Here is a 24,124-nt window from a genome sequence, read left to right on the forward strand (position 1 = left end):
AAATTAAAAACCGGATAAACTGGGCTAAAGTTAGAAGATTGCTAACCAGAGGTTTGGAATATGGATAAGCTTCGCGGCATGGAGACCTTCATCGCGGTCGTGGAAAGCGGCAGTTTTACCGGTGCCGCATCCCGGCTGGAGATGTCGTCAGTGATGGTGGGGAAGTACATTGCATTGCTGGAATCGCAGCTCGGCACCCGTCTGCTGGAGCGTAATACGCGGCGGCAAAGTCTGACCGACGCCGGACGGGTCTATTATGACGAAGCAAAGCGGGTGCTGGAGCAGGTATCGATTGCCGAAAGCGCGGTGGAGCGTCTGCGCGCCGCACCGGCCGGTACGTTGCGCGTGACGGCACCTACCTCGTTTGGGGGCTGTGTTATTGCTCCGCTGACCGCAACGTTTTTGCAGCGCTACCCGGACGTACGCGTGGAGCTGGACCTGACCAACCGGATGGTGGATCTGGTGGAGGAGGGTGTCGATCTGGCCATTCGCATTGGCGATATTCATCACGACGATCTGGTGGCGAAATATCTCTGCCCATACCGGATGGTGATTTGCGCCGCGCCGGACTATCTGGCGCGCTACGGCACGCCGCAAACGCCCGCCGACCTGGTGAATCACCTTTGCCTCTCCCACAGCGTATGGACTGAGCGCAACGAGTGGCGGCTACCGGGGGTCGAAGGGGAGGTGCGCTGGAAGCGGGATGCGGTATTAAGATGCAACGACGGTTACGGGCTGCGGATGGCGGCACGCGCCGGAGCGGGGCTGTTGCTGCAGCCGGAAGTGCTGGTGGCGGAAGAGCTGGCAAGCGGCAGGCTGGTACGGGTGCTGGAAAATTACATCCCGCAGCCGAGGCCGGTCCATCTGCTGTGGCGCCAGGATTTACGCCCGCTGCCTAAGCTTACGGAATTTATCGCTCATATTCTGCTAAGATTGGGCACACTATAAAAAAAGAAGGTAAGCAAACAATGTCAGTGAATAAACTCGCCAGCAGCGCGCAGGGCCTGCAATCATCTGCCATCCGTGAATTATTAAAACATAGCAAAATGGCAGGCGTTATATCGCTGGGCGGGGGGATCCCTAACCCGGCCTTATTCGATCACGAAGGCCTGAAAATGGCCGCGGATGCCGTACTCTCACAGCATTTTGGCGAAGCCTTTCAGTACGGTCTGACCGAAGGCGTGCCGGGGCTGCGCGAAGAAATTCAGCGCATCTGTGAAGGGCGCGGCATTGCCTGCAAAGCTGATGACGTGGTAGTGACATCCGGTTCGCAGCAGTCCCTGGACGTGCTGGCGCGGGCGTTGATTAACCCCGGCGATACCGTCGTTGTCGAGCGCCCAACCTATCTCGCTGCCCTGCAGGTGTTCGGCCTGGCGCAGGCGAGTTTTGAATCCGTAGGCACTGATGGCGACGGCATGATCGTCGACGAACTCGAAGCGCTGGTGGCCAAAAAAGCCATTAAAGCGGTTTATATTGTGCCGACCTTCGGCAACCCTGGCGGGGTTACGCTTTCTGAAGCGCGTCGTAAAAAGCTGGTGGAACTCTCGAAGCGCCATGACTTCGTGATCATCGAAGACGATCCGTACAGCGAAATTAACTACACCGATGAGCTCTTCCGTCCGTTACTTGCCCATGCCAAAGCTATCGGTAACGAAGAGAACGTGGTGTATACCTCCACCTTCTCTAAAATTCTCGCGCCGGGCACGCGTGTAGGCTGGGTGCTGGTGCCGGAGTGGCTAAAGCGCGCGGTGGTAAATCTGAAGCAAACCACTGACCTGCATACCAGCACCCTGTCGCAGCTGATGACCTACGAATACCTGAAAACCGGCCGTCTGCCGGATCAGATTAAAATGATCCGTGAGGCCTATCGTCAGAAATTCCAGACCTTCGCGACGGAACTGGAGGCGGAGCTGGGCGATGTGATGTCGTTCCACAAGCCAAAGGGCGGCATGTTCCTGTGGGCGAAAATGAACAACGGCATGAACACCACCCGCTGGCTGGAAAAAACGTTAAGTAATGGCGTAGTCTTTGTACCGGGCGAATTTTTCTACTGCAATGAGCCAGACCCTTCAACGCTGCGTATGTCGTTTGTCACGCCAACGGATGAAGATCTGAAAGAGGCGGTTCGTCGCCTGAAAAAATCGTTGTAAAAGACCTGCGCATAACGGTGGTTCTGCCGTTATGCGCAACAGGCGTTCAGGGCGGCAAAGCCGCGATCGTTCATGGTGATCTCCATGTTTGAATTTCTGATCGGTGTTGTGACGCACACCCCCGTCTGGGTGTGGGTGCTGTTTCTCTTCCTTCTCTCTCGCGGCATAAAAGCCCGCAAGCCCGCAACCGTGACCCTGGAGCGGCTCTCCATCATTCCAGGGATCTTTCTTGTCTGGGATATCTACGATCTGGTGGTCTATCGCCAGCTGACCTTTGTGACGGTAGCACTGTGGTTCGCAGGGATAGTTATCGGCGCGGCGCTGGGGTATGTCCTGATTAAGCGGACGGTTGTCACGCGTACGGATGCGCCGCGCACCCTGTTCCGTCAGGCTGATTACACGGCGCTGCCGTTTATGATGCTGGCGTTTGGGGTGAAATATGTGCTGGGTGTTATCAGCGCCATCTCTCCCCAGACCCTGCAGCAGCCCGCGATGAGCGCGCTGGCAATTGTCTCCGGCGGCGTCTTTGCGGGCGTATTTATCGGCAAGTTTGTGCGCTATGTCGGGGTGTATAACAGCGTCGCCCTGAACCCGGCGGAGTAGCGTTACTGTGTCGCGTGAGCCAGTGCGCGGTCTGATGCATTGCCGCTGAGGGCTCGCGTGACCTCATGGATCCGCCAGATTTTTCCTTCACGCAGCGCCGCAAACATGTACACCTCCAGTACGGCCTGATGACCCTCCGGATAGGTCACCGTTACGATATGCCGGTCTGCCAGAAGGTGGTTCTGGCAGCTTATCTCCTCCACGGTGAATGCGATCTCGCGGATCTGCGCGCGAACGTGGTTCAGGTGCTGCACAAAACCCTGATAATCAAGCGTATGGCCGTCTGTGAACTGCTGGTAGTCGGCAGTGAATACCTCTGCCGGATCGATTTCGCCTTTAAACAGACCCGTCAGCAGGCAGGCCATGTTCTCGCGCTGTGCGCTGTTTTCTGCAGGGTCGAGCAGGGATGTGATAATACGCATGATGACTCCTTGTGTGGGTGAGCCACCATTATCCTTGACAGAGGAAGGCGCAGTTTCTGTAATACGTCGATGAATAACGATTTTCGGTCAAATGCGATGTTCAGCACTGAGATACTCAGTCATCCCGGCGGCTATCGTACTCCGTGGCACAGTCATCATCCCGGCCAGCTCTGGCGCATTCAAACAGGGCTGCTGGTGATTGAGACGCAGCAGGGGCGCGCGGTGGTACCGGCAAAACATATCGGCTGGGTCCCGCCCGGCCAGCAGCACGCCGCCTTTGCGGAAAGCGCCGTTGAAGGCTGCGCGATCTACCTCGATCCTGAGCAGTGTGCTGCGCTTCCCGGTGCGCCTGCGCTTTTCGAACCCGACGATCTCACGCATGCGCTCTTTTCGCGTGTAAGCGTGGGAGGAAGTGAAGGCGATCCGCGAAAGCTCGCTCTGCTGCTGGATGAACTTGCCCTGGCGCCACAGGTCCGTTATTACCTGCCTGTACCGACAGATCCGCGCCTGAAGCACGTGGTCAGGCATCTGCTGCAGTTCGTCGATGATAACCAGACGGTTGAGGACCATGCGCGCCAGGCGGGGATGAGCGTGCGTACATTCAACCGTCGGTTTCGCGCCGGGACCGGCATGAACTTCGTCAACTGGCGGCAGCTGGCGCGCGTTATGCAGGCAATGGAGTGGCTCGCGGCGGGAAAACCGGTGGGGTGGATCGCGCTGTCGTGCGGTTACAGCAGCGTCAGCGCATTTATTGAGGTTTTCAGAGCATGGACCGGTAAAACGCCGGGACAGTGGGCGGTTAAAGACGTCCCTTTTGGGCGAAGGTAATGCGCGTGGCTGGATCAGGCGACATCCGGCTGACCAGATTTCCTTTTAGCCATGACTTCTGCAACGGTCTTTATACGGCTTAATTCCTCCCGCGTCCTGGAATGAGATTGCGCTTCCCGGATATCGACGTTCAGTTGTAAATTCAGCCAAAATTCAATAGTGGTATCAAAGGCTTTTGCCAGTTTTATTGCCATATCGGCAGTAAGCTTGCGATTGTTATTGACCAATGCGCTGATGGAATTGCGGTGGACATTAAGCATCTCCGCCAGATCGCTGATTTTAAGATTGAGCGGTTCAAGGTACTCGTACTGCAACACGTCGCCCGGCGTGGTGGGTTTGCGGAGTGCCTGCTGAAGTGTCATAGATGATGCCTCACTTGTGTTGCGTGTATTTGTGTGGAGAGAGGTAGAGATCGTCTGCTTTACCCGCAGTCCAGCGAAAAACGAGCCTGTATTGTTTGTTGACCCGGATTGAAAAATAGCCTTTCAACGGAGGATTCAATGCTTCATACATGTTGCCCGGTGGCGCTACGCTTGCACGGGCCTACGGGAATGTAGGCCGGGTAAGGCGAAGCCGTCACCCGGCAATCCAGACTCAACCCAGCAACGCGACGCCAGCCTCCGTTCTCAGCCAGCGCGGGGCGGTGAGCTGGTCGGCAAAGTAGCCCGTCAGCTCAAAGAGTAAATCCCCCATCACGCGGGCGGATTCAGGTGAGAGCACGCCTGCTATCAGCAGTTGTGTAATTTCCTCACAGTAGCGGCAGAGTTGATCGGACTCGGCGTGGAATGCAGGTTCAGGAAACACATCGACGGTAAGACGTTCCTCTAAGTGCTCAGGGATTGGCTCCAGCAGCATCGGGCGGAGCAGGGCGAGAGTTGAGGCAAGACGACCGCAGAGCGCTATTTTTCTTGCAGGATCGGTCTCTTCCACCAGCGCTTCGCAATAGCGTTGGCAGTTGTCGGCAAGTTCGGTGAAGTCGGTATTGCGGTCGAAAGGGGTTGTGAAAAGTGCGTTGCTGGTGGTCATATGACAGTTTCCATTAAGTGATTAAGACACTGCCAGAGAAATGCCAATTTCCCGGGTGGCAGGACTGAACGGAGTTGGCATTACCGGCCTTAATGGACACCGGCGCGTCTTGCGACGCCCCCGTCCAGCCCACCATTGGAATGTAGCCAGACGCACGGCGCAACAAGCGCTTACGCCGCCATTAAGTTTAACCGGGATGCCAATCCCGACGCCAGATTTTGCTGGCGTGGGAAGAACATACGCCCGGTTAGCCATAAAAAGAAGAGGGTTATACAGGAGAAATCAAATCCTGCGAGGCGGCTTCAGGAAATAGCATAGAGTTAGAGAAGTTGTACCTGAAACCAAAAAGATATGTAAAATCAATCCATAAAAAAGACCACCCTAAGGTGGTCTCTCTCAGAAGGTCTGGCCCAAAACCAATCCGGGACGTAACCACAGGCGAAAGGTGAGGGCCGTTTTTTTCATAATCCGTCGCTTTTTGTGTTCGGCGGCGGATGTTAATGCGTTATGATGGTTTAGAATTATAACAAAATAAAAATGAGATGCAACTCTTATGAGAATCGATACTCGCCTTGAACGTCAAGGATTGACACCACAGCAAATCTTTTTTATCGAGTGTTGGGGCAACTTATCCCATAAAGACAGCATAGATACTGATCGGGTCAGTTTCAATAATGTGCTCAATGCGCTGAATGAAATAAAATTTTTGTATAGTTTAGGGCATAAGTTCAGCGGCGCTGAAAAACGCTCTCGGGCTGCAGAAGAGCTTCTTGAACATCTTGAGGTCGATGTTGTTCTGCAAGCGCCTGTTTTCAAAAATGTTGTCAATGAAATAAAAGTTCTGTTAGGCACAAGGGAGCAGTTAAAGGATTCTGGCCAAAGTGTAATCGAAAAAAAGATTCGTTTGATGGAGAGCTTTTTTAAGCAATTAGAAAATAAGCTGCAAATTAATTATATTCCAATTGCAGTAGAATTAACGGAGGACGCGTTATCATCTGTCAGTCCTCCAACGGATACTGAATATGAAAAAATTGCTAATCTTTGTAACTCAATGATTAGTATGCTTTTGACTCTTGGGATGCCTCTTTCTGAGTGTTACTTAATTTATCAAAGGACGCTATTAGGACGTGATGGAGTCGATTTTAATACCAGAATTAATTCCTGGAAAGAAAAAATCCTGTCACCGATAAAAAAATATATTGTGAAATTGACTGTCGAAAATGATCGTCTTTATGAAATGCTCATTGCTGATTCACCGCCGCTAATATTTAATGAATGTAAGTTTATGCCCTTCCTAACGGCTAAAAATAGAAAGGCAACTCATATTGAGATTGTTACTAATGCCATATCTGTATTAGCTGCAAGAAATATGGCTGATGCTTTGCTTATGGAATCGCTCGATGTTATTACCTATATGCTTGGTAAAAGCGTAGTAAATGCACATAATGCATTCACTGTAATACTTGAAGATGGCAGTGAGGTGAATATCGCTACCTTCGATAATGAGATTAATGTTAATAGTGATAGATTGACCATTAGCGAATTTTCTCATTTTATTAAATGCATGAGTACGTTATATACGAATGCATCACCAGAATCAGTAAAAAAGATAAGTTCTGCTTTTCATTTTATGCGTAGTGGGGTTAGTAATAAATCAAAAGAAAGTCGGTTTACGTCTTTTTGGTCTGCCCTGGAGTCATTAACGCTGGGTGTTTCGCAAAATGAATTAGCTCACGATGAGCATGTCATTTATTCTGTCGTTCCTTGTATGGGATTAGACTACATAGTAAAACAATTGTTTGCATTGCGAGGTATGTTAAGATATTTAAAAGGAGACATTGTTGATGCTCAGAATAATAATATTGATTTTAGTACGGTTGACTTAGGGTCTCTATATGATTTTTTGAAAGATCCTGCTGTAGTTCAACAAATCGATTCATCTTTTGCACCATACCCCTATGCAAGATTTATGTTCAAAAAATTATCTTCTCTTTGTAGCGATCACAGAACAATGGCTGATAAGTTAATCAAACATTCAGAAAAAGTGACGCTTCATATTCATCGGCTATACATTTTGCGAAATGCCATTGTTCATAATGCTGGTTCAAGCCCCTATATCGAGCTCTTAACGGCAAATTTGGAACACTATCTCCGGGCAACAATTAATGCTATGTTTTATACTGTTGCAATTCTCCCTCATCTTCAATCCCCGGAGGAAGCTTTTACGCGTTATAAGCATATGTATGAATCGATGCTTTCTGCATTACATCCTGCATGGAATGTCAAAGCAAATAAAAAAGCGGGGGTAAATAAACAAGTTGACGAAGGGCAAATAAAAACAGATGACAACATTCTTTGCACATGGTTGAAATTACATAGCTAATGCAAGAATTCAGATCGCGTTATGTCTTATTCAGGGAGTTGTGGGCTTGCTGGCATTAAATAAACAAGCCCAACAACACAATTTCATCACCGCTCCCTCAGCGCCTCTTTCGCCCGGTTAAACGGTTTAATCATGTAATCCAGCACCGTTTTCTCACCAGTCTTGATATCCACCGTCGCAATCATTCCAGGCACAATCGAGAAGCGCCTGCCCGCCTTATTCACCAGATAATCCTGGCTGGTGCGGATAAACACCCGGTAATAGAACACCTCCGGCTTGGCTTCGTCCTGGATGGTGTCCGGGGAAATGGTCTCGACCACGCCGTGCAGCCCGCCGTAAATGGCGTAGTCGTAGGCCGTGATCTTCACCAGCGCTTCCTGGTTTGGATGGATAAACGCGATGTCCCGCGGCGAGAGGCGGGTTTCGATCAGCAGATGGTCGTCCACCGGCACAATCTCCATCAGCTCGCCGTTGGGCGGGATCACGCCGCCGATGGTGGTGACCTTGATGTTTTTCACGATCCCGCGCACCGGGGATTTCACCGTCAGCCGCGTGACGGAATCCTGACGACCTTTCAGAACCGCCGCGACCATATCGACTTCCGCATTGGCTTTGGAAAGCGCCTCGCGCGCCTGCACGTAATACTGCGAACGCACGTCGGTGAGCTTCAGCTCCAGATCACTTTTCTGCCGCTGCAGGCGCAGCACCTCCACGTGGCTGGCGGCACCGGTTTTCACCAGCCGCTGGGTGATGGCCAGCTCTTTATTGGCGAGATCGAGCGCGGCGCGCAGCTCCCGCTGAGTATCCTCCAGCTGCGCACGCCGCGAGTTGAAGAGCCGCGTTTCGTCGGCAATCAGATCCGGCCATTTCGCCAGCGAAGGGGGGAACTTCAGCGGCAGATCGTTCACTTCGGCGTACAGGCGGGCGCTGGAAGCCAGAGACGCGCGGTAGCGTGCCGCGCTTTCGCCGACGTTCGACTCGGAACGGGTAGGATCAAGGCGCGCCAGCACCTGCCCGGCCTGCACCTGATCGCCCTCGTGGACGTTCAGCTCGGTGAGGATCCCGCCGTCCAGCGACTGTAATACCTGCTCGCGGGAGCTGGGGATCACCTTCCCGGAGCCGGTGGATACCTCGTCCAGCACGCCAAACCACGCCCAGACCCCCAGCACCACAAACATCAGCAACGAAAAGATCACGATCCGACGCGCGCCGGTGTACCCGCTTTCGGAGTCGAGGGCGTTATCCAGATCGTCCATTGCCGCAACGTCACGCTGACTGATTTTCATTTTTCCACTCCCTTGCGGCGGCTGCCTGCTGTTGTTGCATGCGACTGTTGTTCAGCGCCTGCGCTTTCGGGGCATCCATCACCAGCATGCCATCCTTGAGCACGACCACCCGCTCGACCAGCTCCAGCACCGGTACGCGATGGGTGGCGACGATCAGGGTGCGGTTGCCGAGCCAGTCGCCCAGCCGCTGGATAAACTCCCGCTCGGTGTGCTCGTCCAGCGACGCGGTGGGTTCATCCATCAGCACGATATTCGGATCGCGCAGCAGCATGCGCGCCAGCAGAATCGACTGGCGCTGCCCGCCGGAGAGTCCCACGCCGTTTTCCATGATCGGGTAGTCGAGACCCTTCGGCAGCTTCTGCACAAAGCCCGCCGCGCCGGTCAGCTCCAGCGCCTCGAAAATCTCTTCGTCGGTGGCGCGCGGCATGCCGAGGGTGATGTTTTCACGCAGGGTGCCGTAAAACAGCCGCGCGTTCTGGGTCATAAAGCCGACGTTGCGCCGCACGTCGGCGACGTCGAGATGCGGCAGGCTGAAGTTGTCGAGTCGCAGTTCGCCGGCCGCCAGATCCATTCCGCCCGCCATCGCTTGCAGCAGGGTCGATTTCCCGGCGCCGTTGCGACCGAGGATCGCCACTTTTTCGCCCGGTTTGATCTCCAGACGGTTGATGCGTAGCGCCATGCGCGGATCCTCCGGATGATAGCGGAACTGCGCCTGTTCAAAGAGATAGTGCCCGCGCAGCACATCCTGACGGATCGGCGTCTCTTCGCGCTGGTTCTCGGTGGGAAGCTGCATGATACTGTCCAGCCCCTCTTTTGCCGCTTTGACCTGCTGCCAGCGGGCCAGCACGCCGCATAGCGTCGCCATGGGGGCAATCATCCGAGAGGCCAGCATTGAGGCGGCCACCACCGAACCGGTGGTCAGGGTGCCGTCGATCACCATCGGCGCGCCGACCACGATCACGGCGGCGTAAACCAGGCTCTGGATAGTCATCCCCCAGCTGATCAGGTTCTGCGTCAGCTCGCGGGTGCGCAGGCCGGATTCCGCGGTGATCTGGATATAGCTGTTCCACTGCTGCAAAAAGCGGTTTTCCGCCTGCATCAGCTTGATGTCCTCCAGCCCCTGCACGCTCTCCACCAGCACCGCATTGCGCAGGGTCGATTCATGTGCCGACTGCTTCGCCAGCGCCGCCAGCTTCTTCTGCAGCAGCAGGCCGGGCAAAACCATGATCACCGCGGCAACCGGCGCGATCCACGCCAGCTGCGGGGCGATGATCGCCAGCACGACAACAAACAGCAGGAAGAAGGGCAGATCGACAATGGTGGAGATGGTGGAGGAGGTCACCATCTCGCGGATCTGCTCCAGCTCGCGCAGCTGTGAGATAAAGCTGCCGGTGGAGCGCGGAATCGCGCTGTTGCGCAGCCGCAGGGCGTGACCGAATACGCGGTCCGAGACGCGCAGATCCGAGCGTTTGCCCAGCAGATCCATAATGTGCCCGCGCGCCACGCGCAGCACGAAGCCAAACAGGGTGGCAATGAGTACCCCGATGGTCAGGACGTAGAGCGTCGGATAGGACTGGGCGGGGATCACCCGGTCGTATACCTGCATGGAAAAGACAATCCCCGAAAGCGACAGCACGTTGATAAACAGCGCGGCGAGCATCACCCAGCTGTAGGGGCGCAGGTCGCGCATTACCAGCCGGTAGAGCCAGTCCGGCCGGTATTTCGAGATATAGGCGTCCACCCGGCTGTCCTTCAGCGCCGCCAGCGGCCTGAGAGCGATAACGTGACGGATGGCGGGCAACATCCCCGTCATCGACAGCCGGTTGGTGTAGGTCTGGTCGTCGAAAAAGCTGACCTCCAGCGTATCGTCGCCGTCGAAGTGTTCGATCACCCCGATCCTGCCGTCGTTCAGCGCCACGACTACCGGCAGACGCCAGCTGTTGAGCGACGCCTTATCGGCTGTGAGCAGCTGAAACGACAGCCCCGCCTCACGGGCAAGCTGAGTCAGAGCGGGTACCATCGGTTTGCCTTTTAGCCACGGCGCGCCCGCCAGCAGGGCGCCTGGGGAGCAGGCAACGCGGTAGCGCGTGGCGACAAAGCCAAAAGCCTGCGCCCACTGGACCAGAGCCTCATCCGTCATGTTTTCACCTTGCGGAATCTCACGCTGCTTCATGGCTGGATCTCCACGGTCTGGATGGTGCGGTTATCAAGGTCAAACGCATGACGCAGCTGCCCGGTGTTGTAGAGGCAGTTGAGCTGCAGCTGGTGCAGCTGGCCGAGGGTCTGCTGCTGGGTGAAACGTGCCTGATAGACCTCCTGCTCGGCGTTGAGCACGTCGAGCAGCGGGCGTGAGCCCAGGTCAAGATACTGCTGCTGGTACAGCTCGCGGGTGCGGGCGCTGAGCGCCTCCTGGCGGCCCTGAATCTGCAGGGTACTGAGCAGGCTCATCACCTGGCTGCGCGCCTCCAGCAGCTTCTGGCGTACCTCAAGCCGGGTGCGCTGGATGGTGGACTGCGCCGCTTCCACCGCGTGTCCGGCGGCGTTACGCCGGGCGGTGAGGCCGCCGCCCTGATAGAGCGGCATCTGCACTTTCACCCACGCGGAGTACTGGGTGCGATCCCGCGTTTCGTTTCCCGCGTAGCGGTCGTTGAGGTAATGGCGCACCTCCGGCTCCAGCGAGACGGTGGGCGTCATCTGCGCGTCGGCATAGTCAAGGTTGGCCTGGGCGACGTTCGCCTGCGCCCATGCCGCTAACACCGCTGGCACCAGACGATCGTCCGGCTCGGCGACGTCGCAGCTGCGGGCCAGCTTTTGCGGAAAATCATTTCCTACCTCGTTCAGTGAATTCCAGCCGAGAAAACTCATCAGCGTGGCGCGGGCGCTGTCCAGACTGGCCTGGTACTGCATCAGCTGGGCGCGGGCCCCTTCGATGCGGGCATCGGTCTGTACCACGTCAGAAAGCGAAGTCGCCCCTTCGTCGTTACGCTGGCGGGTCAGCTTGCCAATCGAGGAGAGGGCGTCGAGCTGCTCTTTGGCGGTGTCGACCATCTGTTGCCAGGTTTGCACCTGCACCATGGCGATGGCGGTATCATGGGCGATGGTGTCGATGCTCACCAGCACGTTCGCCTGCTGCTGGGCCACTCCGGCGCTTTCGGCACGCACCTGGCTTGCCACTTTGCCGAAGTCATACAGCATCTGGGAGAGAGAAAGAACCAGCGATGGGGTAAAGCCGTTATCGTCGCCGTCATGGCTGTAGCCGTTGTCCATTCCGGCATTAATCTGTGGATAGTATTTTGATTTCGCGACGTCCACCTCTTCGCTCTGCTGGTAGAGTTTTCCCACCGCTTCGCTAATCGCCGGGTGCCAGGTCACGGCGCGGTTAACGGCGTCGCTCAGCTGCAGCGTGCCGGGGGCGGCATTGCCCGCGACAGGCGCCACGCGGCCATTCAGTGAGGGGAGTTCCTGCGTTTCGCGAAGTTGTCCGGTATTGATCGTTGCCGCCGGGTTCGCGCAGAGAGCGGGTACAGAGATCAGGCAGCACGAAAGCCACCAGTAAGGCATCTTCATTCCCATGTCATGTCCCTAATAAAATAAGTACAGCTTTATTGTTTATGCCCGGGCGCTGTGCGCCCGGGTCAGGTACTACAGGTGCTATCAGGTAACGATGTGGTGCTGGTTGACTAACTCGTCGTAGGTGGTCTGAACGCCATCAAGCGTAACGAGTGCACTATTAGCGTAGGTGGTTCCTGTCCCATCGCGGTCGATGGAGATCACGGTATTGCCATTACTATTAGTAACATGGAGATAATTACCGAGCGTTGAGGCACTACCGTTCCAGCCCACCAGCAGATCGCCGATGTCGATTTTATCCCCCTGCGCCAGCGAGAAGTTGGTCCAGTGATCGCCGGTGCTGTTCCCCGCCGTGGCGTTGCCTGCGGTGCTGTTCAGCACCTGGTAAATCAGCGTATCGCCGTAGGCCGTACCGGTTATGACGTCGTTATGTTCAGAGCTGATGAACTGCGGCGCCATATTGATGGTCAGCGTGGCGCTGTCCGTTTTCCCGTTGGCATCGGTCAGGGTGTAGTTGAAGGTCTCCTTCGAGGTGATGGATGAGAGCGACACCCCGGTATTGAGGGTGTAGGTGTAGTGGCCGTCCGCGCCAATCGCCAGCGTGCCGTAATGGCCCACCACGTTCACCGTGGTGCTGCCGGTATACGGATCCAGCGTGGTGGTCACGCCGTTGTACCCGGTAATGCTTACGCGGGTGTCCACCGAGTGCAGCTGATCCATCGCCCCGGCGGAATCCGTGCCGTCGAAGATGTTGCCGTCAACCGTATGGCCACTGGTTGAATCGAACTGGGTCAGCGAGTAGGTGGTGCCGTTGACGCTCGGGGTAATGGTGATGGTGCCCACGCTCAGCCCCGGTACGCTGCCGGTATAGCTCAGCGTATAGGTCCCGGCGCTCAGGTCCAGCCCGGTCAGCGGAACGTCGATACTGCCGCCGAGCAGCGAACCGCCGCTGAAGGAGCCGTTACGGATCACCCCGTTGGCGTCGCTGATTGCCCAGTTCACCGTCAGACCGCCCAGCGCCAGCAGCGAGGAGACGCTAAAGTGCAGCGACGCGTTATGCAGCGCGGTGTTTGGATCCACCACAAAGGTGCCGCTTCCGCTGCCCTGGGTGGACGAGAACAGCGCCGTCGTCCACTGGGCGCTGCCCACGGTGGTATCGGAGTAGGTCGACGTGTGGTGTACCGAGGTCACGTCCATTGCGGCACTGACGTCGTTAACCGCATCCATCGCCCGCGCGGTTGGAGTGATGTTAAGCGTCGCCGTATCCTTCGACCCGTCTGGCGCAGTGATGGTGTAGACAAACGTATCCGGGGTGCTGATATGGTCCGCGCCCATGCCGCTCTTCAGGGTATAGGTGTACTGGCCGGACGAATCGATGGTCAGCGTGCCGTATTCCCCCTGAATGGTGGTGGTGCCACTGCTGTTGACCGCCACGCCGTTCACTTCCGAGACCACCGTTCCTGCCGGAACCGGGTCATTGGTCAGCACGTCGCCCGTGGTTGTCTCGCTGATACTCGCCACGCTGTAGACATGATCCTGCAGAACGCTCAGCGTATAGCCCGTCAGCGCGGTGATCCCCGCCGCGGTATTGAGCAGGAACAGATACTCCCCGGCAGGCAGGTTCAGCGTCAGCTGTGGTGACGTGCCGCCCAGCAGCGGGGCGCGCAGCCAGCCCGACTCAACGCGAACCTGCTCGAAGGTCTGGGTGGCGTTGTTGAACTTATAGACGTACAGATCGAACACCGACGCCAGCGCCACGCCGCCGACGGAGGCCTGGATGGTCATGGTGCGGGTGGTGCCTTCCTCCACGTTGTAGATGATCGGGTTGGTCATGTCGTCCAGCAGGTTCAGCCCGAGCGTGTTGCCGAGATTGATCCCCACCAGGGTAAAGCCGCTTTGCGACGAGGTACCGTTGTCGATGGCGTGTACGCTGGTGTCGAAGGTGAGGGAAGCCGTATCGTCAACGGCGACAATGCCGTTCGTTACGCTGCCCGCGCCGAGCGACAGCACGAGGTTTGCCGACGCGCTGATGCCGTTATGGGTAATGGTGTAGGTGAAGCTCTCCGTGCGGCCTATCACCGCGGCGCTGGTGTCGGTGAGGTTGTAGGTGTAGCTGCCGTCGCGGTTAATGGTCAGCGTACCGTACTGCCCCTGTACGACCGTGCCGTCAGCGTTCACGCTGGTGGTGACCCCCAGCGCGTTGGTGACGGCGGAGACCGTCGTGCCTGCCGGGGCGTTGTCGCTCCCCGCGGTGGGGTCGGTATCGAGGATCACGTTGCCGTTCAGGCTGGTGTCGCCGGTGACGGTGCCCGCGCTGGTCTCTTTCACCGCCACGTCGAGGCTGGTGTACGAGCCGGTGGCCAGCAGGTTGGTGTTATAGCTCAGCACGCGATAGTCACCGTTCGCCAGCCCGGTGAGGTTCAGCGATACGCCGGTGGCCCCCAGTGTCAGCAGGTCGGCGAACTGCGGCTGGCCGGTATCGACCACCGTGGTCCAGGTGCCATTGACGGTATCGAAACGCTGCACCACCAGCTCAAGGGTGTTGAGCAGAGAGAGCACGGCGCCGGTGGCGTTGGCATTCACCACGATGTCGGCACTGCCGCCGCTGCCTACCGTGAAGTCCACCTGAGCGGTGTCATTCCCCAGCAGCGTCAGGACATTGCCCACCGCACCCACCAGCAGGAAGCCGTAATCGCTGTACTGGCTGTTGGTGACGGTGGCGGTGGTGCTGAGATCCAGCTCTTCGACGTTATTGCTGGCGGAGAGCGGCACCACCGGCGCGAGGGCTGAACCCGGCTGCGAGGTATTCCCCGCGGCATCGGTGGCGGTGATCTGCAGCGTCTGGCCTTCCGTCTGCTTGTTGAGGAAGGTGTAGCTGTAGGTCCCGTTGCTTCCCGCGGTGGTGGTCACCGTGGTGCCGTCAGCAAGACGGATGGTGACGGTGCTGCCGGCCTCCGCGTTGCCGGTCAACACGCTGCCGTCGGCGTTGAAGGTGCCCGTTGGCGCCGTTGGGGCGGTGAGATCGACGATCACGGTGGTCGCGCCGGAGACCGGGCTGGTACCGGCGCTGTTACTCGCGGTGGCGGTAAAGGCGTGAGCGCCTTCACCTAACGCCGGAGTGGTGAAGCTCCAGTTGCCCGAACCGTCGGCCACCACGGTGCCCATTGACACGCCGTTGTTATACAGCGTGACGGTGGAGCCCGCCAGGGCCGTCCCGCTCAGGGTTGGCGTGGTGTCATCAGTGGTTTTGCCGTTGGTCAGATTGCCGGTCACGGTGCCCACGTTATCGTTGATGCTGGCGATAACCGGTGCGTTCGGGATCGGCGTAACAGGCGCGGTGACCGAGGCGCTGAGGCTGGCGTTACCGGCCTTGTCGGTGGCGTAGACCAGCAGGGATTCACCGTCGGTCTGTGCCGGGGAGATGGTCGCGTTAAAGTTGCCGCTGCCGTCCGCCGTTGCGGTACCGAGCACCGTGCCGGTGCTGCTGGTGATGGTGACGGTACTGCCCGCTTCGGCGGTACCGGTCACGTGCGTCCCGTTGGTGATGACCGCAAGGCTGCCCGGTGCGCCAGGCGCGGTCAGATCCACCGTAATGGTGGTAGGGGCCGAGGCCACGCTGGTGTTGCCCGCCGCATCCGTGGCGGTGGCGGTAAAGGTATGCGAGCCTTCCGCCAGCGTGGTGGTTTGCGGCAGCGTCCAGTTGCCGTTGGCATCAGCGGTGACCGTGCCAACCAGGGTAGCACCGTCGTAGATGCGCACGGTGGCATTGGCTTCCGCGGTACCGTTCAGCGTTGGACGCGCGTCGTTGGTTGGGTTGCCGCCGGTTATCGGTCCGGTGATGCTGCCCACATCATCCACAACCGAGCTGATGACCGGCGCCGCTGGCGCGGTGGCATCTACGTTGATCACATACCCGGTGGTGGGGGTGCTGGCGTTGCCGGCCGCATCCGTGGCGGTGAAGGTCAGGCTGTGCTGGCCGTTCGCGAGCGGTGTGGTTGGCGTAAAGCTCCACGCCCCGCCGGTGGCGGTCACGCTGCCAATCTGCACGCCGTTATCGAAGATTTTCACCGTCGCGCCCGCTTCCGCCGTACCGGTCAGGGTCGGCTGCGCGTCGTTGGTTAATCCGCCGTTGGCGATCGGCGTGGCGGCATTACCGACGTCATCCACAATGCTGCTCAGCGAAGGCTGCGCAGGCGGTGTGGTGTCGATAGTCAGGCTGAAGGTCGCTGACGGAACGCTGGTGTTGCCTGCCGCATCCGTCGCGCGGGCCGTGAAGCTGTGCGCGCCCGTCGCCAGGGTGGTGTTAAGCAGAATACTCCAGCTTCCGCTGGCATCCGCGGTGCCGGTTCCCACAAGCGTTGCACCTTCATAGATATTGACGGTGGCAAACGGCTCGCTGGTTCCGACAAGGCGCGGCACGGTGTCGTCGGTGGTCTGCCCGGAGCTGAGTGCGCCGGTGATACTGCCTACATCGTCAATCGCCTGGCTGATAACCGGCGCGTTTGGCGGGGTAGTATCCACCACCAGGGTGAAGCCAGAGGAGGCCGGGCTGACGTTGCCCGCCGCATCGGTGGCCGTGGCGGTCCAGGTGTGGCTGCCATTCGCCAGCGGTGTGGACGGCGTAAAGCTCCATGCGCCGCTGCCGTTCGCCGTGGCGGTGCCGACCGGCTGACCATTCTCGTAAATCGTAATGGTGGCATTGGCCGCCGCCGTGCCCGTCAGCGTTGGCGTGGTGTCATCGGTGCTCTGGCCGGAGGTGAGCGGGGCCTGCACGCTGCCGGCATTGTCCGCCGCGGTGGAGATCACCGGTGCTGACGGCGCGACAGTGTCCACCGTCAGGTTAAACGGTGCCGTGGTGGCGCCCGTGTTGCCTGCGGCGTCGGTGGCGTTGAAGGTGATGGCGTGTGCCCCCTCGCCGAGCGCGGTGCCCGGAGTAAAGGTCCAGTTCCCCTGAGCGTTGACCACCGCGGTGCCAATTTCGCTTCCGTCCACAATGATATGCACCGTGGAACCGACTTCGCCCGTGCCGTTGAAGGTTGGACGCGCGTCGTTGGTGCTGTTGCCCGACGTGAGCGTACCGGTGACCGGGCCGACATCGTCAATCACGCTGGTGATCCCCGGCGCGGAAGGGCCCGTAGTATCGACCGTGAAGACGAAGACTGGCGAGTTAGCGGAGACGTTACCGGCGGCATCGCTGGCGTTGATGCGGATGTTATAGCTGCCATCCCCCAGCGCCGGGTTAGGGGTAAAGCTCCAGTTGCCGTTGCTGTCTACCGGGGCGGTGCCAATTTCCACGCCGTTGTTCAGAATGTGGATGGTGCTGCCCGCGGTACCTCTCCCGGTGAGGGTTGGCGTAGCGTCATTGGTGACCTGGCCGGTCGTGAGATTCCCGACAATCCCGCCCGCCGCGTTGTCGCTGACGGTATCCAGCACAGGAACCCCGGGAGCCGTCAGGTCAACCACCACGCCCCAGGTGTTGGAGACCTGGCTGACGTTACCCTGCGGATCGGTGGCGATAGCGGTAAAGCTGTGCAGCCCTTCACCGAGGGCGGTTTCAGGGGTAAACGACCATGCGCCGGTGCCATCCGCGGTGACCACGGCAATCTGCGTGCCGCCATCGAAGATCGTCACGACGCTGTTCGCATCTGCCGTACCGGTAATCGTTGGCGTCGCGTCGTTAGTCGGATCGCCGCTGACCACGGTGGTGGGGGCGTTGCCGACATTATCGGTGACGCTGGTGATCACCGGTGTGGTGGAGAGGGTATCAACCACGATGGTAAAGCCCGTCGAATCTCCGCTCTGGTTTCCGGCCGGATCGGTCTCGCGGATGGTCAGGACGTTATTACCCTCCGCCAGCACAGGCGTCGTGTAACTCCAGGTGCCCGTGCTGCCAACCTGCGTGGTCCCCAGCAGCACGCCGTTGCTGTAGACGGAAATGGTATCGCCCACCGCGCCGGTGCCGGTAAGGGTAGGCTGGTTGTCGTTGGTGGCCTGGCCGTTGGTCAATGGGCCGGTGCCCGGCGCGACATCATCAATCACCGCGCCTATGGTTGGGGTGTCTGGGGCGGTGAGGTCGATGGTCACCGTGGCGGCCGGGGAACGGCCACTGGTGATTAAGTTGGCCGTGGTAGTCGCTTCAAAGAAGTGATCGCCAGCGCTCAGCGGTACGAGCAGCTGATAGCTCCATGTGCCGCCTGACCCCACCAAAATTGTGGTCAGCGGGATCAAACTGCCGTCCAGGTAGAGCGTGACGAGACTGCCGGCAGGGGCCGTTCCGCTGATGACCGGGGCGGTATCGTCCGAGGTTTTACCCAGTACGTTGCCCGTTACGTCCCCGATATTGTCAGTGATGTCGGTGATGATCGGTACATCCGGCAGACCTGGCAACGTACCGGTAACGGTATAGCTCGCGCCGGGGCTGCCATTGCCTGCCTCATCGGTGGCGATCACGGTCAGCGTTTTACCGTCCTGCTGGGCCGGGCTGAGTGCGATGGAGAAGCTGCCGTCAGCGGCGGCGACACCGGTACCAATCACCACATTACCGTCTTTTACGGTGATGGTGGCACCTTCTTCCGCCGTACCCGTCAGTGGCGTGCCCTGCGCGGCCACGTTGATATTGATCGGGTCTGCCGGCGCGACGGTATCCACCGTTACGCTAAGCGGTGCAGAACTGCCGGAGGCGTTACCCGCCGGGTCAACCGCAGAGACGGTAAAGGTGTGGGGGGTATCCGACAGCGTACTGCCCGCGGTCCAGCTCCAGCTGCCATCCGGCTGTACCGTCACCGTTACAGGTGATGGTACGCCGTCCACGGAGACGATCACCGTACTGTTCGGTTCGCCTGTACCGGTGAGGGTTGGCGTGCTGTCGCGGGTGTAAAGCGTGCCGTTTGCGAACTGGCTGTCTGAGATCGCGTTAATCTGCGGTATTTCAGGCGCAACGGTATCCAGCGTGACGGTAAAGACCGGGCTGGTGGCGCTGACGTTACCCGCCGCGTCAACGCCCGCCACGGTGATGTTCAGCGGACCGTCGGTCTGGGCCGGCAGGGTGAAGGACCATTCGCCATTGGTTACGTCAACACGTCCCACCTCGGCGCCGTTGTTATAGACGATCACCGTCTCGCCGTTGACGCCGGTTCCGCCAACGGTAGGCGTGGCGTCCGTGATCGTACTGCCATTTGCTCCGCCGCCGACGGCACCAATGACCGGAACGTCCGGTGCCACGGTATCAACGGTAATCGTAATGCCGGGTGAGGTGGCCGAAACGTTGCCCGCCTCATCTGTCGCCGTGGCGGTAAACTGGTGGCTTCCCTCGTCAATATCGCTCTCAGGACGCCAGCTCCAGTTGCCATTGCTGTCTACGGTGACGCGACCCACTTCGGTGGCAGGCTGATTATTAATGCTGTCATAAATAATAATCACGTCGTTTGCCGTACCGGTGCCGCTGAGTACCGGACGCGGATCGTTCGTGGTTTCGCCATCGGCAACCGGGCCGGTTATCTGGCTCACGCTGTCGGTCACGGTAGGGGCATCAGGCGTGGCCGGTGCGTCGGTATCAATGGTGATGGTCACCGGCTGGGACGGGGCGCTTTCATTGCCCGCGCCATCCTTGTTGGTGACGGTGAGGGTGATGTCATAGGTGCCGTTATCCAGCGGGGTCGTCGGCGTCCAGCTCCAGTTGCCGTCGCTGCCTACCGGGACCTCATCAACTTTGACGCCGCCGATATAGATAGCGACGGTATCACCCGCCTCTCCGGTGCCGCTCAGCGTTGGGGTGGTATCGCGGGTCACTTCTCCCGGGTTCAGCGGCGTTGGCGTTGTGTCATCCGGATTAACGGTGACGGCCGGGGTGTCCGGCGTGGCAGGGGCGACGGTGTCCACCACCAGGTCGAACGGATCGGAGACGGTGGTGTTTCCGGCGACATCCGTGGCATGGACGGTGATCGAATGCGGGCCATCGGTGAGCGGAGTCGTTGGTGTAAAGCTCCAGCCGCCGTTGCCGTCGAGGTCAGCGGTACCGAGCAGGGTATCGCCGTCATAGACGGTGATGATGGTACCCGCTGGCGCGCTGCCCTGCAGCTGCGGCAGGGTGTCATCCGTGGTATCGCCACTGCTGAGCGGGCCCTGCACGTCGCCCACGCTATCGGTCACGGTGGCGATGGTCGCCGCAGGCGGCGGCGTGATATCGACGGTAAAGGTAAAGCCGCCGGAAGGTGAACTGCTGTTACCTGCCGCATCGGTCGCGACGACGGTTAAGGTATGTGAGCCATTGTTAATCGGGGTGGCGGGGGTAAAGCTCCATGCGCCGTTGCTGTCGGCGACCGCCGTGCCAATGCTGTTACCGTCCAGACGAATGGTGACCGTCGCGCCTGGTTCGGCGGTGCCGTTGAGCGTCGGGGTCGGGTCGTTGGTGGTTTCACCCACGTCAAGCGCACCGGTGCGGCCTTCAACATTGTCCACCACCTGCGTGATGACCGGCGTGCCAGGGGCGACGCTGTCGACCGTGATACTCCAGGTATTTGACGTCCCACTGACGTTGCCTGCCGCGTCGATGGCTTTCGCACTCAGCACATGGCCGCCTTCATGCAGATGTACGCTTGGTGTAAAGCTCCACTGACCGGAATCCGGAATGATAAATGTGCCGATTTGATCGCTGCCGCTGTAGATATAGATCCGCGTGCCCGCCTCGCCGGTGCCGCTGATGGTTGGCGTTGCATCGTTGGTCAGCCCGCCCTGAGCGATGGTGCCCGTGGTGCCCGGGACGTCATCGACAACCGAGACAATCACCGGGGTTTGCGCCGGGGTAATGTCCGGCGCGAGAGCCGGCGTGGTTGGCCCGGTATTACCGGCAGGGTCGGTTGCATCTGCGGTCAGGGCTTCACCGTTGGCTTTTGGCGGATTCAGCGTCACGCTAAAGTTGCCCTGGTCGTCGGTAACGGCCTGGCCGACAATGACATCCCCCTGGCGAATGGTTACGGTGCTGCCCGCTTCTGCGGTCCCGGTAACGGTGGTGCCATCGCCGGAAACCACCACGTTGTCCGGTGCCAGAGGAGCGGTGTTATCGGGTGCCGTGGCCGTATTCGGCAGGCTGGCATTGCCGGCGCCGTCGGTCGCGATGACGGTCAGCACCTCACCGTTAGTCTGGGCCGGGCTGATCGGCGTGCTGAAGGTGCCATCATCATTGGCGGTGGTTGTGCCGATAACCGTGCCGTCCGGCCCTTTAATGGTGACGGTACTGCCAGCTTCCGCCGTGCCGCTGACGCTTTGCCCGTCCTCCGAGACCTGCAGGTTGCCAGGTGCCTGAGGCGGGGTGGTGTCTGTGGCGGTGACGGTGGCGGCCGGGCTCTGGTTACCTGCGGCGTCGGAGGCCACGACAGAGATCTCCTGGCCGTTGGTTTGCGCAGGCGTCAGCGTGGCAACGAAATTACCGTTACCGTCTGTCTTCGTGCGGCCGATCTCAACGCCGTCGCTGTTGGTGATCACAATGGTGCTGTTAGGCTCGGCGGTGCCGGTGATCTGCGTGCCCTCAGGGTTAAGGGCAATGACAGGCATGGCTGGCGGAGTGGTATCCACAATGAAATTGATCGGCTGCGACATTGCGCTGGTGTTACCGGCCGCGTCGGTGACCTGTACGGTGATCGAGTGGGCCCCCTCTGCAAGCGGGCTGTCTGGCTTGATGCTCCAGGTGCCGTCAGGCTGGACCTTAATTGTGCCCACCAGTACGCCATTATCGTAGAGGGAGATGGTCCCGCCGGGCTCGCCTCGCCCTGCCAGAATCGGTTGAGAGGCATCGGTAAACAGGCCCGAGGTAATCGCCCCTTTAATGAGACCCGTATCATCGTTCAGCACAATCGCAGTCGGGGTGCCAGGCGCGGTGAGATCGACAGTAATGGTGTAGACCGGGGACGCCGGACCGGTGTTACCGGCGGCGTCCGTTGCCCGGGCGGTAAGCTGATGCGTGCTTTCGCTGAGATCCACCGGCGGAGTGAAGGTCCAGATGCCATTGCTGCCGGTTACCGCCGTGCCAATGGCGACAGAGCCATCATAAATGGTCACCGTGGAGCCCGCTTCTGCGGTGCCGCTGAGTTGTGGTCGCCGATCGTTGGTGCTGCCGCCGTTACTGATTGATCCGGTCACCGGATCAACATCGTCCGTTGCGCTGGTGATAACAGGCGCGCCTGGCGCGACCGTATCCACGATAAAGTTCACGGCACCGGATGCCGGGCTGGTATTGCCTGCCGCATCGGTGGCGGTGGTGGTGATGGTGTGGCTGCCGTTGGCGAGATCGCTGGTGGGGGTAAAGCTCCAGCTCCCTTTGGCATCTACTTTGGTGGTGCCAATCTGCTTGCCATTATCGTAAAGGGTGATGGTGCTGCCGGGCTCGCCGATGCCGCTGAAGGTCGGGCGGGCATCATCAGTTCGCTGGCCGTTTTCCAGCGGGCCAGCCGTGGCGCCCGCATCGTCGTTCACGATCAGGATATCCGGGGCATCCGGCGCGGTGGTGTCCGGGGCGGTTACCGTCGTGCCCGGGCTGGTATTTCCCGACGGATCCGTTGCGGTGGCGGTGATCTGTTCGCCGTTGGTCAGCGGTGTTCCCAGGTCGACGGTGAATTTACCATCGCTGCCGGTTTTGCCGGTGCCGATCACGTTGCCGTTGGCGTCTTTCAGCGTGATGGTGCTGCCAGGTTCGGCGCTACCGGTGACGGTTTTACCGTCCGCAGAGAACTGAAGGCCGGTTGGGGCATTCGGCGGCGTGGTATCCGGATCGGAAGGGTTTGTCGGCGTGCCGGGGTTCGAGTTGTTGTCATCGTCACCTCCACCACCACCGCCTCCGGTGCTTGCCGCCGCCGCGATGCCGCCCGCGGCGACAATGCCACCCAGTACCCATGGCCAGATGGCGGCACCACCGGCATCACTGCCTGACGCCGCAAGCAGGACATCAGTAGAGGCAATGGATTCATAGGTGGCCGCACCGGCGGGATCCTGGACCCACCACAGCACCCCTTCACTGTCCTGCAGAACCAGCTGGCTCGCCCCCTGCGCATCGGTGACGTAGAAATTTTTAAGGGTAATCACCTCGCCGGAGTGGAGCGTGATCACCAGATCGTTACCGCTGCGGGCGAAATCGGCGACATTAGCTCGCTCAACCTTAAGCTCAACGATAGAGGAATGGTTCAGGGTTACCTGAGTGCCTTCCGTGGTGGTTTCCACACCGGTAAGTTTCGATATAACAGAGATTTGGCTCATTTATTTTTGACTCCAGCAGCGTTGTCGTGAACGGCGAGCGAGATGAGCCATCTGCGTGAAGGGTAAAGCGCGCTCCCGGCGGAGTGGCTGTTATAAAGCAGCACTCACCGTTATTTTTAGGGCGCACGATGCCCGCCAGGATTCAGAGTGGCAACATCAGAGCGAATCTAATGACATATGAAAGCGATCAGTTTTAATTCGTGTTTTTCGTCGTATAAAACCCTGTAATTAATAGAGGAATTGGTTTTCGAGGATATAAAAATGATATAGCCAGAAAACTCTGAATCTGCAACTTAAGTGTTGGGAAATAACGAGGTAAAAATCAAAGGTGTATTAATGTATTCATGGTGTTTATAAAGCAACATATCTATCTTTATGTTTTTAAAGGTTTTTTATTGAATGTCAGACGCTGTTAAATTCTTTTTTGATGTAGTGTGATAATTGGTAGGGAGGCGGGGTGAAAATAATTAAAAACGGTACTATTTAATCATGCTTAATGTGCATTTAAGTTAGGGTAACATCTTTGATATAAGATATATTATATCACTTAAAAAATGAAATATATTCTTATGCCCGCTTGAATTTCTGCTATCACGCGAAACGAATAACATT

At 58.5% G+C, this 24,124-nt stretch carries 12 protein-coding genes and 1 pseudogene; 5 read left to right on the forward strand and 8 right to left on the reverse strand.

Going from position 1 to position 24,124, the window contains the following annotated elements:
• Positions 1-60: 60 nt before the first annotated feature.
• The 3 genes from EKN83_RS08080 (at position 61) to EKN83_RS08090 (ending at position 2,753) form a co-directional block, all read left to right on the forward strand.
• Positions 61-948: a LysR family transcriptional regulator gene (locus tag EKN83_RS08080; RefSeq protein WP_047959299.1), complete on the forward strand. Its 888-nt coding sequence runs from the start codon at positions 61-63 to the stop codon at positions 946-948.
• A gap of 20 nt (positions 949-968) precedes the next feature.
• Positions 969-2,150 carry a PLP-dependent aminotransferase family protein gene (locus tag EKN83_RS08085; protein WP_126800643.1) on the forward strand — a complete coding sequence of 394 codons (1,182 nt, stop codon included), beginning with the start codon at positions 969-971 and terminating at the stop codon, positions 2,148-2,150.
• An 84-nt stretch (positions 2,151-2,234) separates the two neighbouring features.
• A complete protein-coding gene (locus EKN83_RS08090) occupies positions 2,235-2,753 on the forward strand; it encodes a DUF6622 family protein (protein ID WP_126800644.1) in 519 nt (172 codons plus the stop codon).
• A gap of 2 nt (positions 2,754-2,755) precedes the next feature.
• On the opposite strand, the gene EKN83_RS08095 is transcribed toward EKN83_RS08090, so the two are convergent.
• Positions 2,756-3,175, reverse strand: coding sequence for a nuclear transport factor 2 family protein (locus tag EKN83_RS08095; protein WP_126800645.1), 420 nt, complete (start codon positions 3,173-3,175; stop codon positions 2,756-2,758).
• Positions 3,176-3,244: 69 nt separating this feature from the next.
• On the opposite strand from EKN83_RS08095, the gene EKN83_RS08100 reads away from it, so the two are divergent.
• Positions 3,245-4,003: a helix-turn-helix domain-containing protein gene (locus EKN83_RS08100; RefSeq protein WP_260591154.1), complete on the forward strand. Its 759-nt coding sequence runs from the start codon at positions 3,245-3,247 to the stop codon at positions 4,001-4,003.
• 14 nt (positions 4,004-4,017) lie between these two features.
• On the opposite strand, the gene EKN83_RS08105 is transcribed toward EKN83_RS08100, so the two are convergent.
• The 3 genes and pseudogenes from EKN83_RS08105 to EKN83_RS08115 all read right to left on the reverse strand — a co-directional run bounded on the left by EKN83_RS08105 (position 4,018) and on the right by EKN83_RS08115 (position 5,029).
• Positions 4,018-4,365, reverse strand: coding sequence for a HigA family addiction module antitoxin (locus EKN83_RS08105; RefSeq protein WP_126800646.1), 348 nt, complete (start codon positions 4,363-4,365; stop codon positions 4,018-4,020).
• A 10-nt stretch (positions 4,366-4,375) separates the two neighbouring features.
• Positions 4,376-4,531 (reverse strand): annotated as a pseudogene (locus tag EKN83_RS08110) (type II toxin-antitoxin system RelE/ParE family toxin); the annotation flags it as partial.
• Between the two features lie 66 nt (positions 4,532-4,597).
• Positions 4,598-5,029: a hypothetical protein gene (locus EKN83_RS08115; protein WP_126800647.1), complete on the reverse strand. Its 432-nt coding sequence runs from the start codon at positions 5,027-5,029 to the stop codon at positions 4,598-4,600.
• 553 nt (positions 5,030-5,582) lie between these two features.
• Between EKN83_RS08115 and EKN83_RS08125 the strand changes: the two genes are divergently transcribed.
• Positions 5,583-7,412, forward strand: coding sequence for a hypothetical protein (locus EKN83_RS08125; RefSeq protein WP_126800649.1), 1,830 nt, complete (start codon positions 5,583-5,585; stop codon positions 7,410-7,412).
• 86 nt (positions 7,413-7,498) lie between these two features.
• Here EKN83_RS08125 and EKN83_RS08130 read toward each other — a convergent pair whose 3' ends face one another.
• From EKN83_RS08130 to EKN83_RS08145, 4 genes are all read right to left on the reverse strand, one after another.
• Positions 7,499-8,668 (reverse strand): HlyD family efflux transporter periplasmic adaptor subunit, encoded by a 1,170-nt coding sequence (locus tag EKN83_RS08130; RefSeq protein WP_094918911.1) that lies wholly within the window; start codon positions 8,666-8,668, stop codon positions 7,499-7,501.
• Between the two features lie 10 nt (positions 8,669-8,678).
• A complete protein-coding gene (locus tag EKN83_RS08135) occupies positions 8,679-10,871 on the reverse strand; it encodes a type I secretion system permease/ATPase (RefSeq protein WP_047959295.1) in 2,193 nt (730 codons plus the stop codon).
• Positions 10,868-12,271, reverse strand: a complete 1,404-nt coding sequence (locus tag EKN83_RS08140) for a TolC family outer membrane protein (RefSeq protein ID WP_047959294.1) — start codon at positions 12,269-12,271, stop codon at positions 10,868-10,870. Before EKN83_RS08140 ends, EKN83_RS08135 begins: the two co-directional genes overlap by 4 nt.
• A gap of 81 nt (positions 12,272-12,352) precedes the next feature.
• Positions 12,353-23,512 (reverse strand): BapA/Bap/LapF family large adhesin, encoded by an 11,160-nt coding sequence (locus EKN83_RS08145; RefSeq protein WP_126800650.1) that lies wholly within the window; start codon positions 23,510-23,512, stop codon positions 12,353-12,355.
• Positions 23,513-24,124 lie beyond the last annotated feature (612 nt).

Origin of the sequence: Enterobacter sp. WCHEn090032, assembly GCF_003986875.1 — a bacterium.
Classification (GTDB): Bacteria; Pseudomonadota; Gammaproteobacteria; order Enterobacterales; family Enterobacteriaceae; genus Enterobacter; species Enterobacter sichuanensis.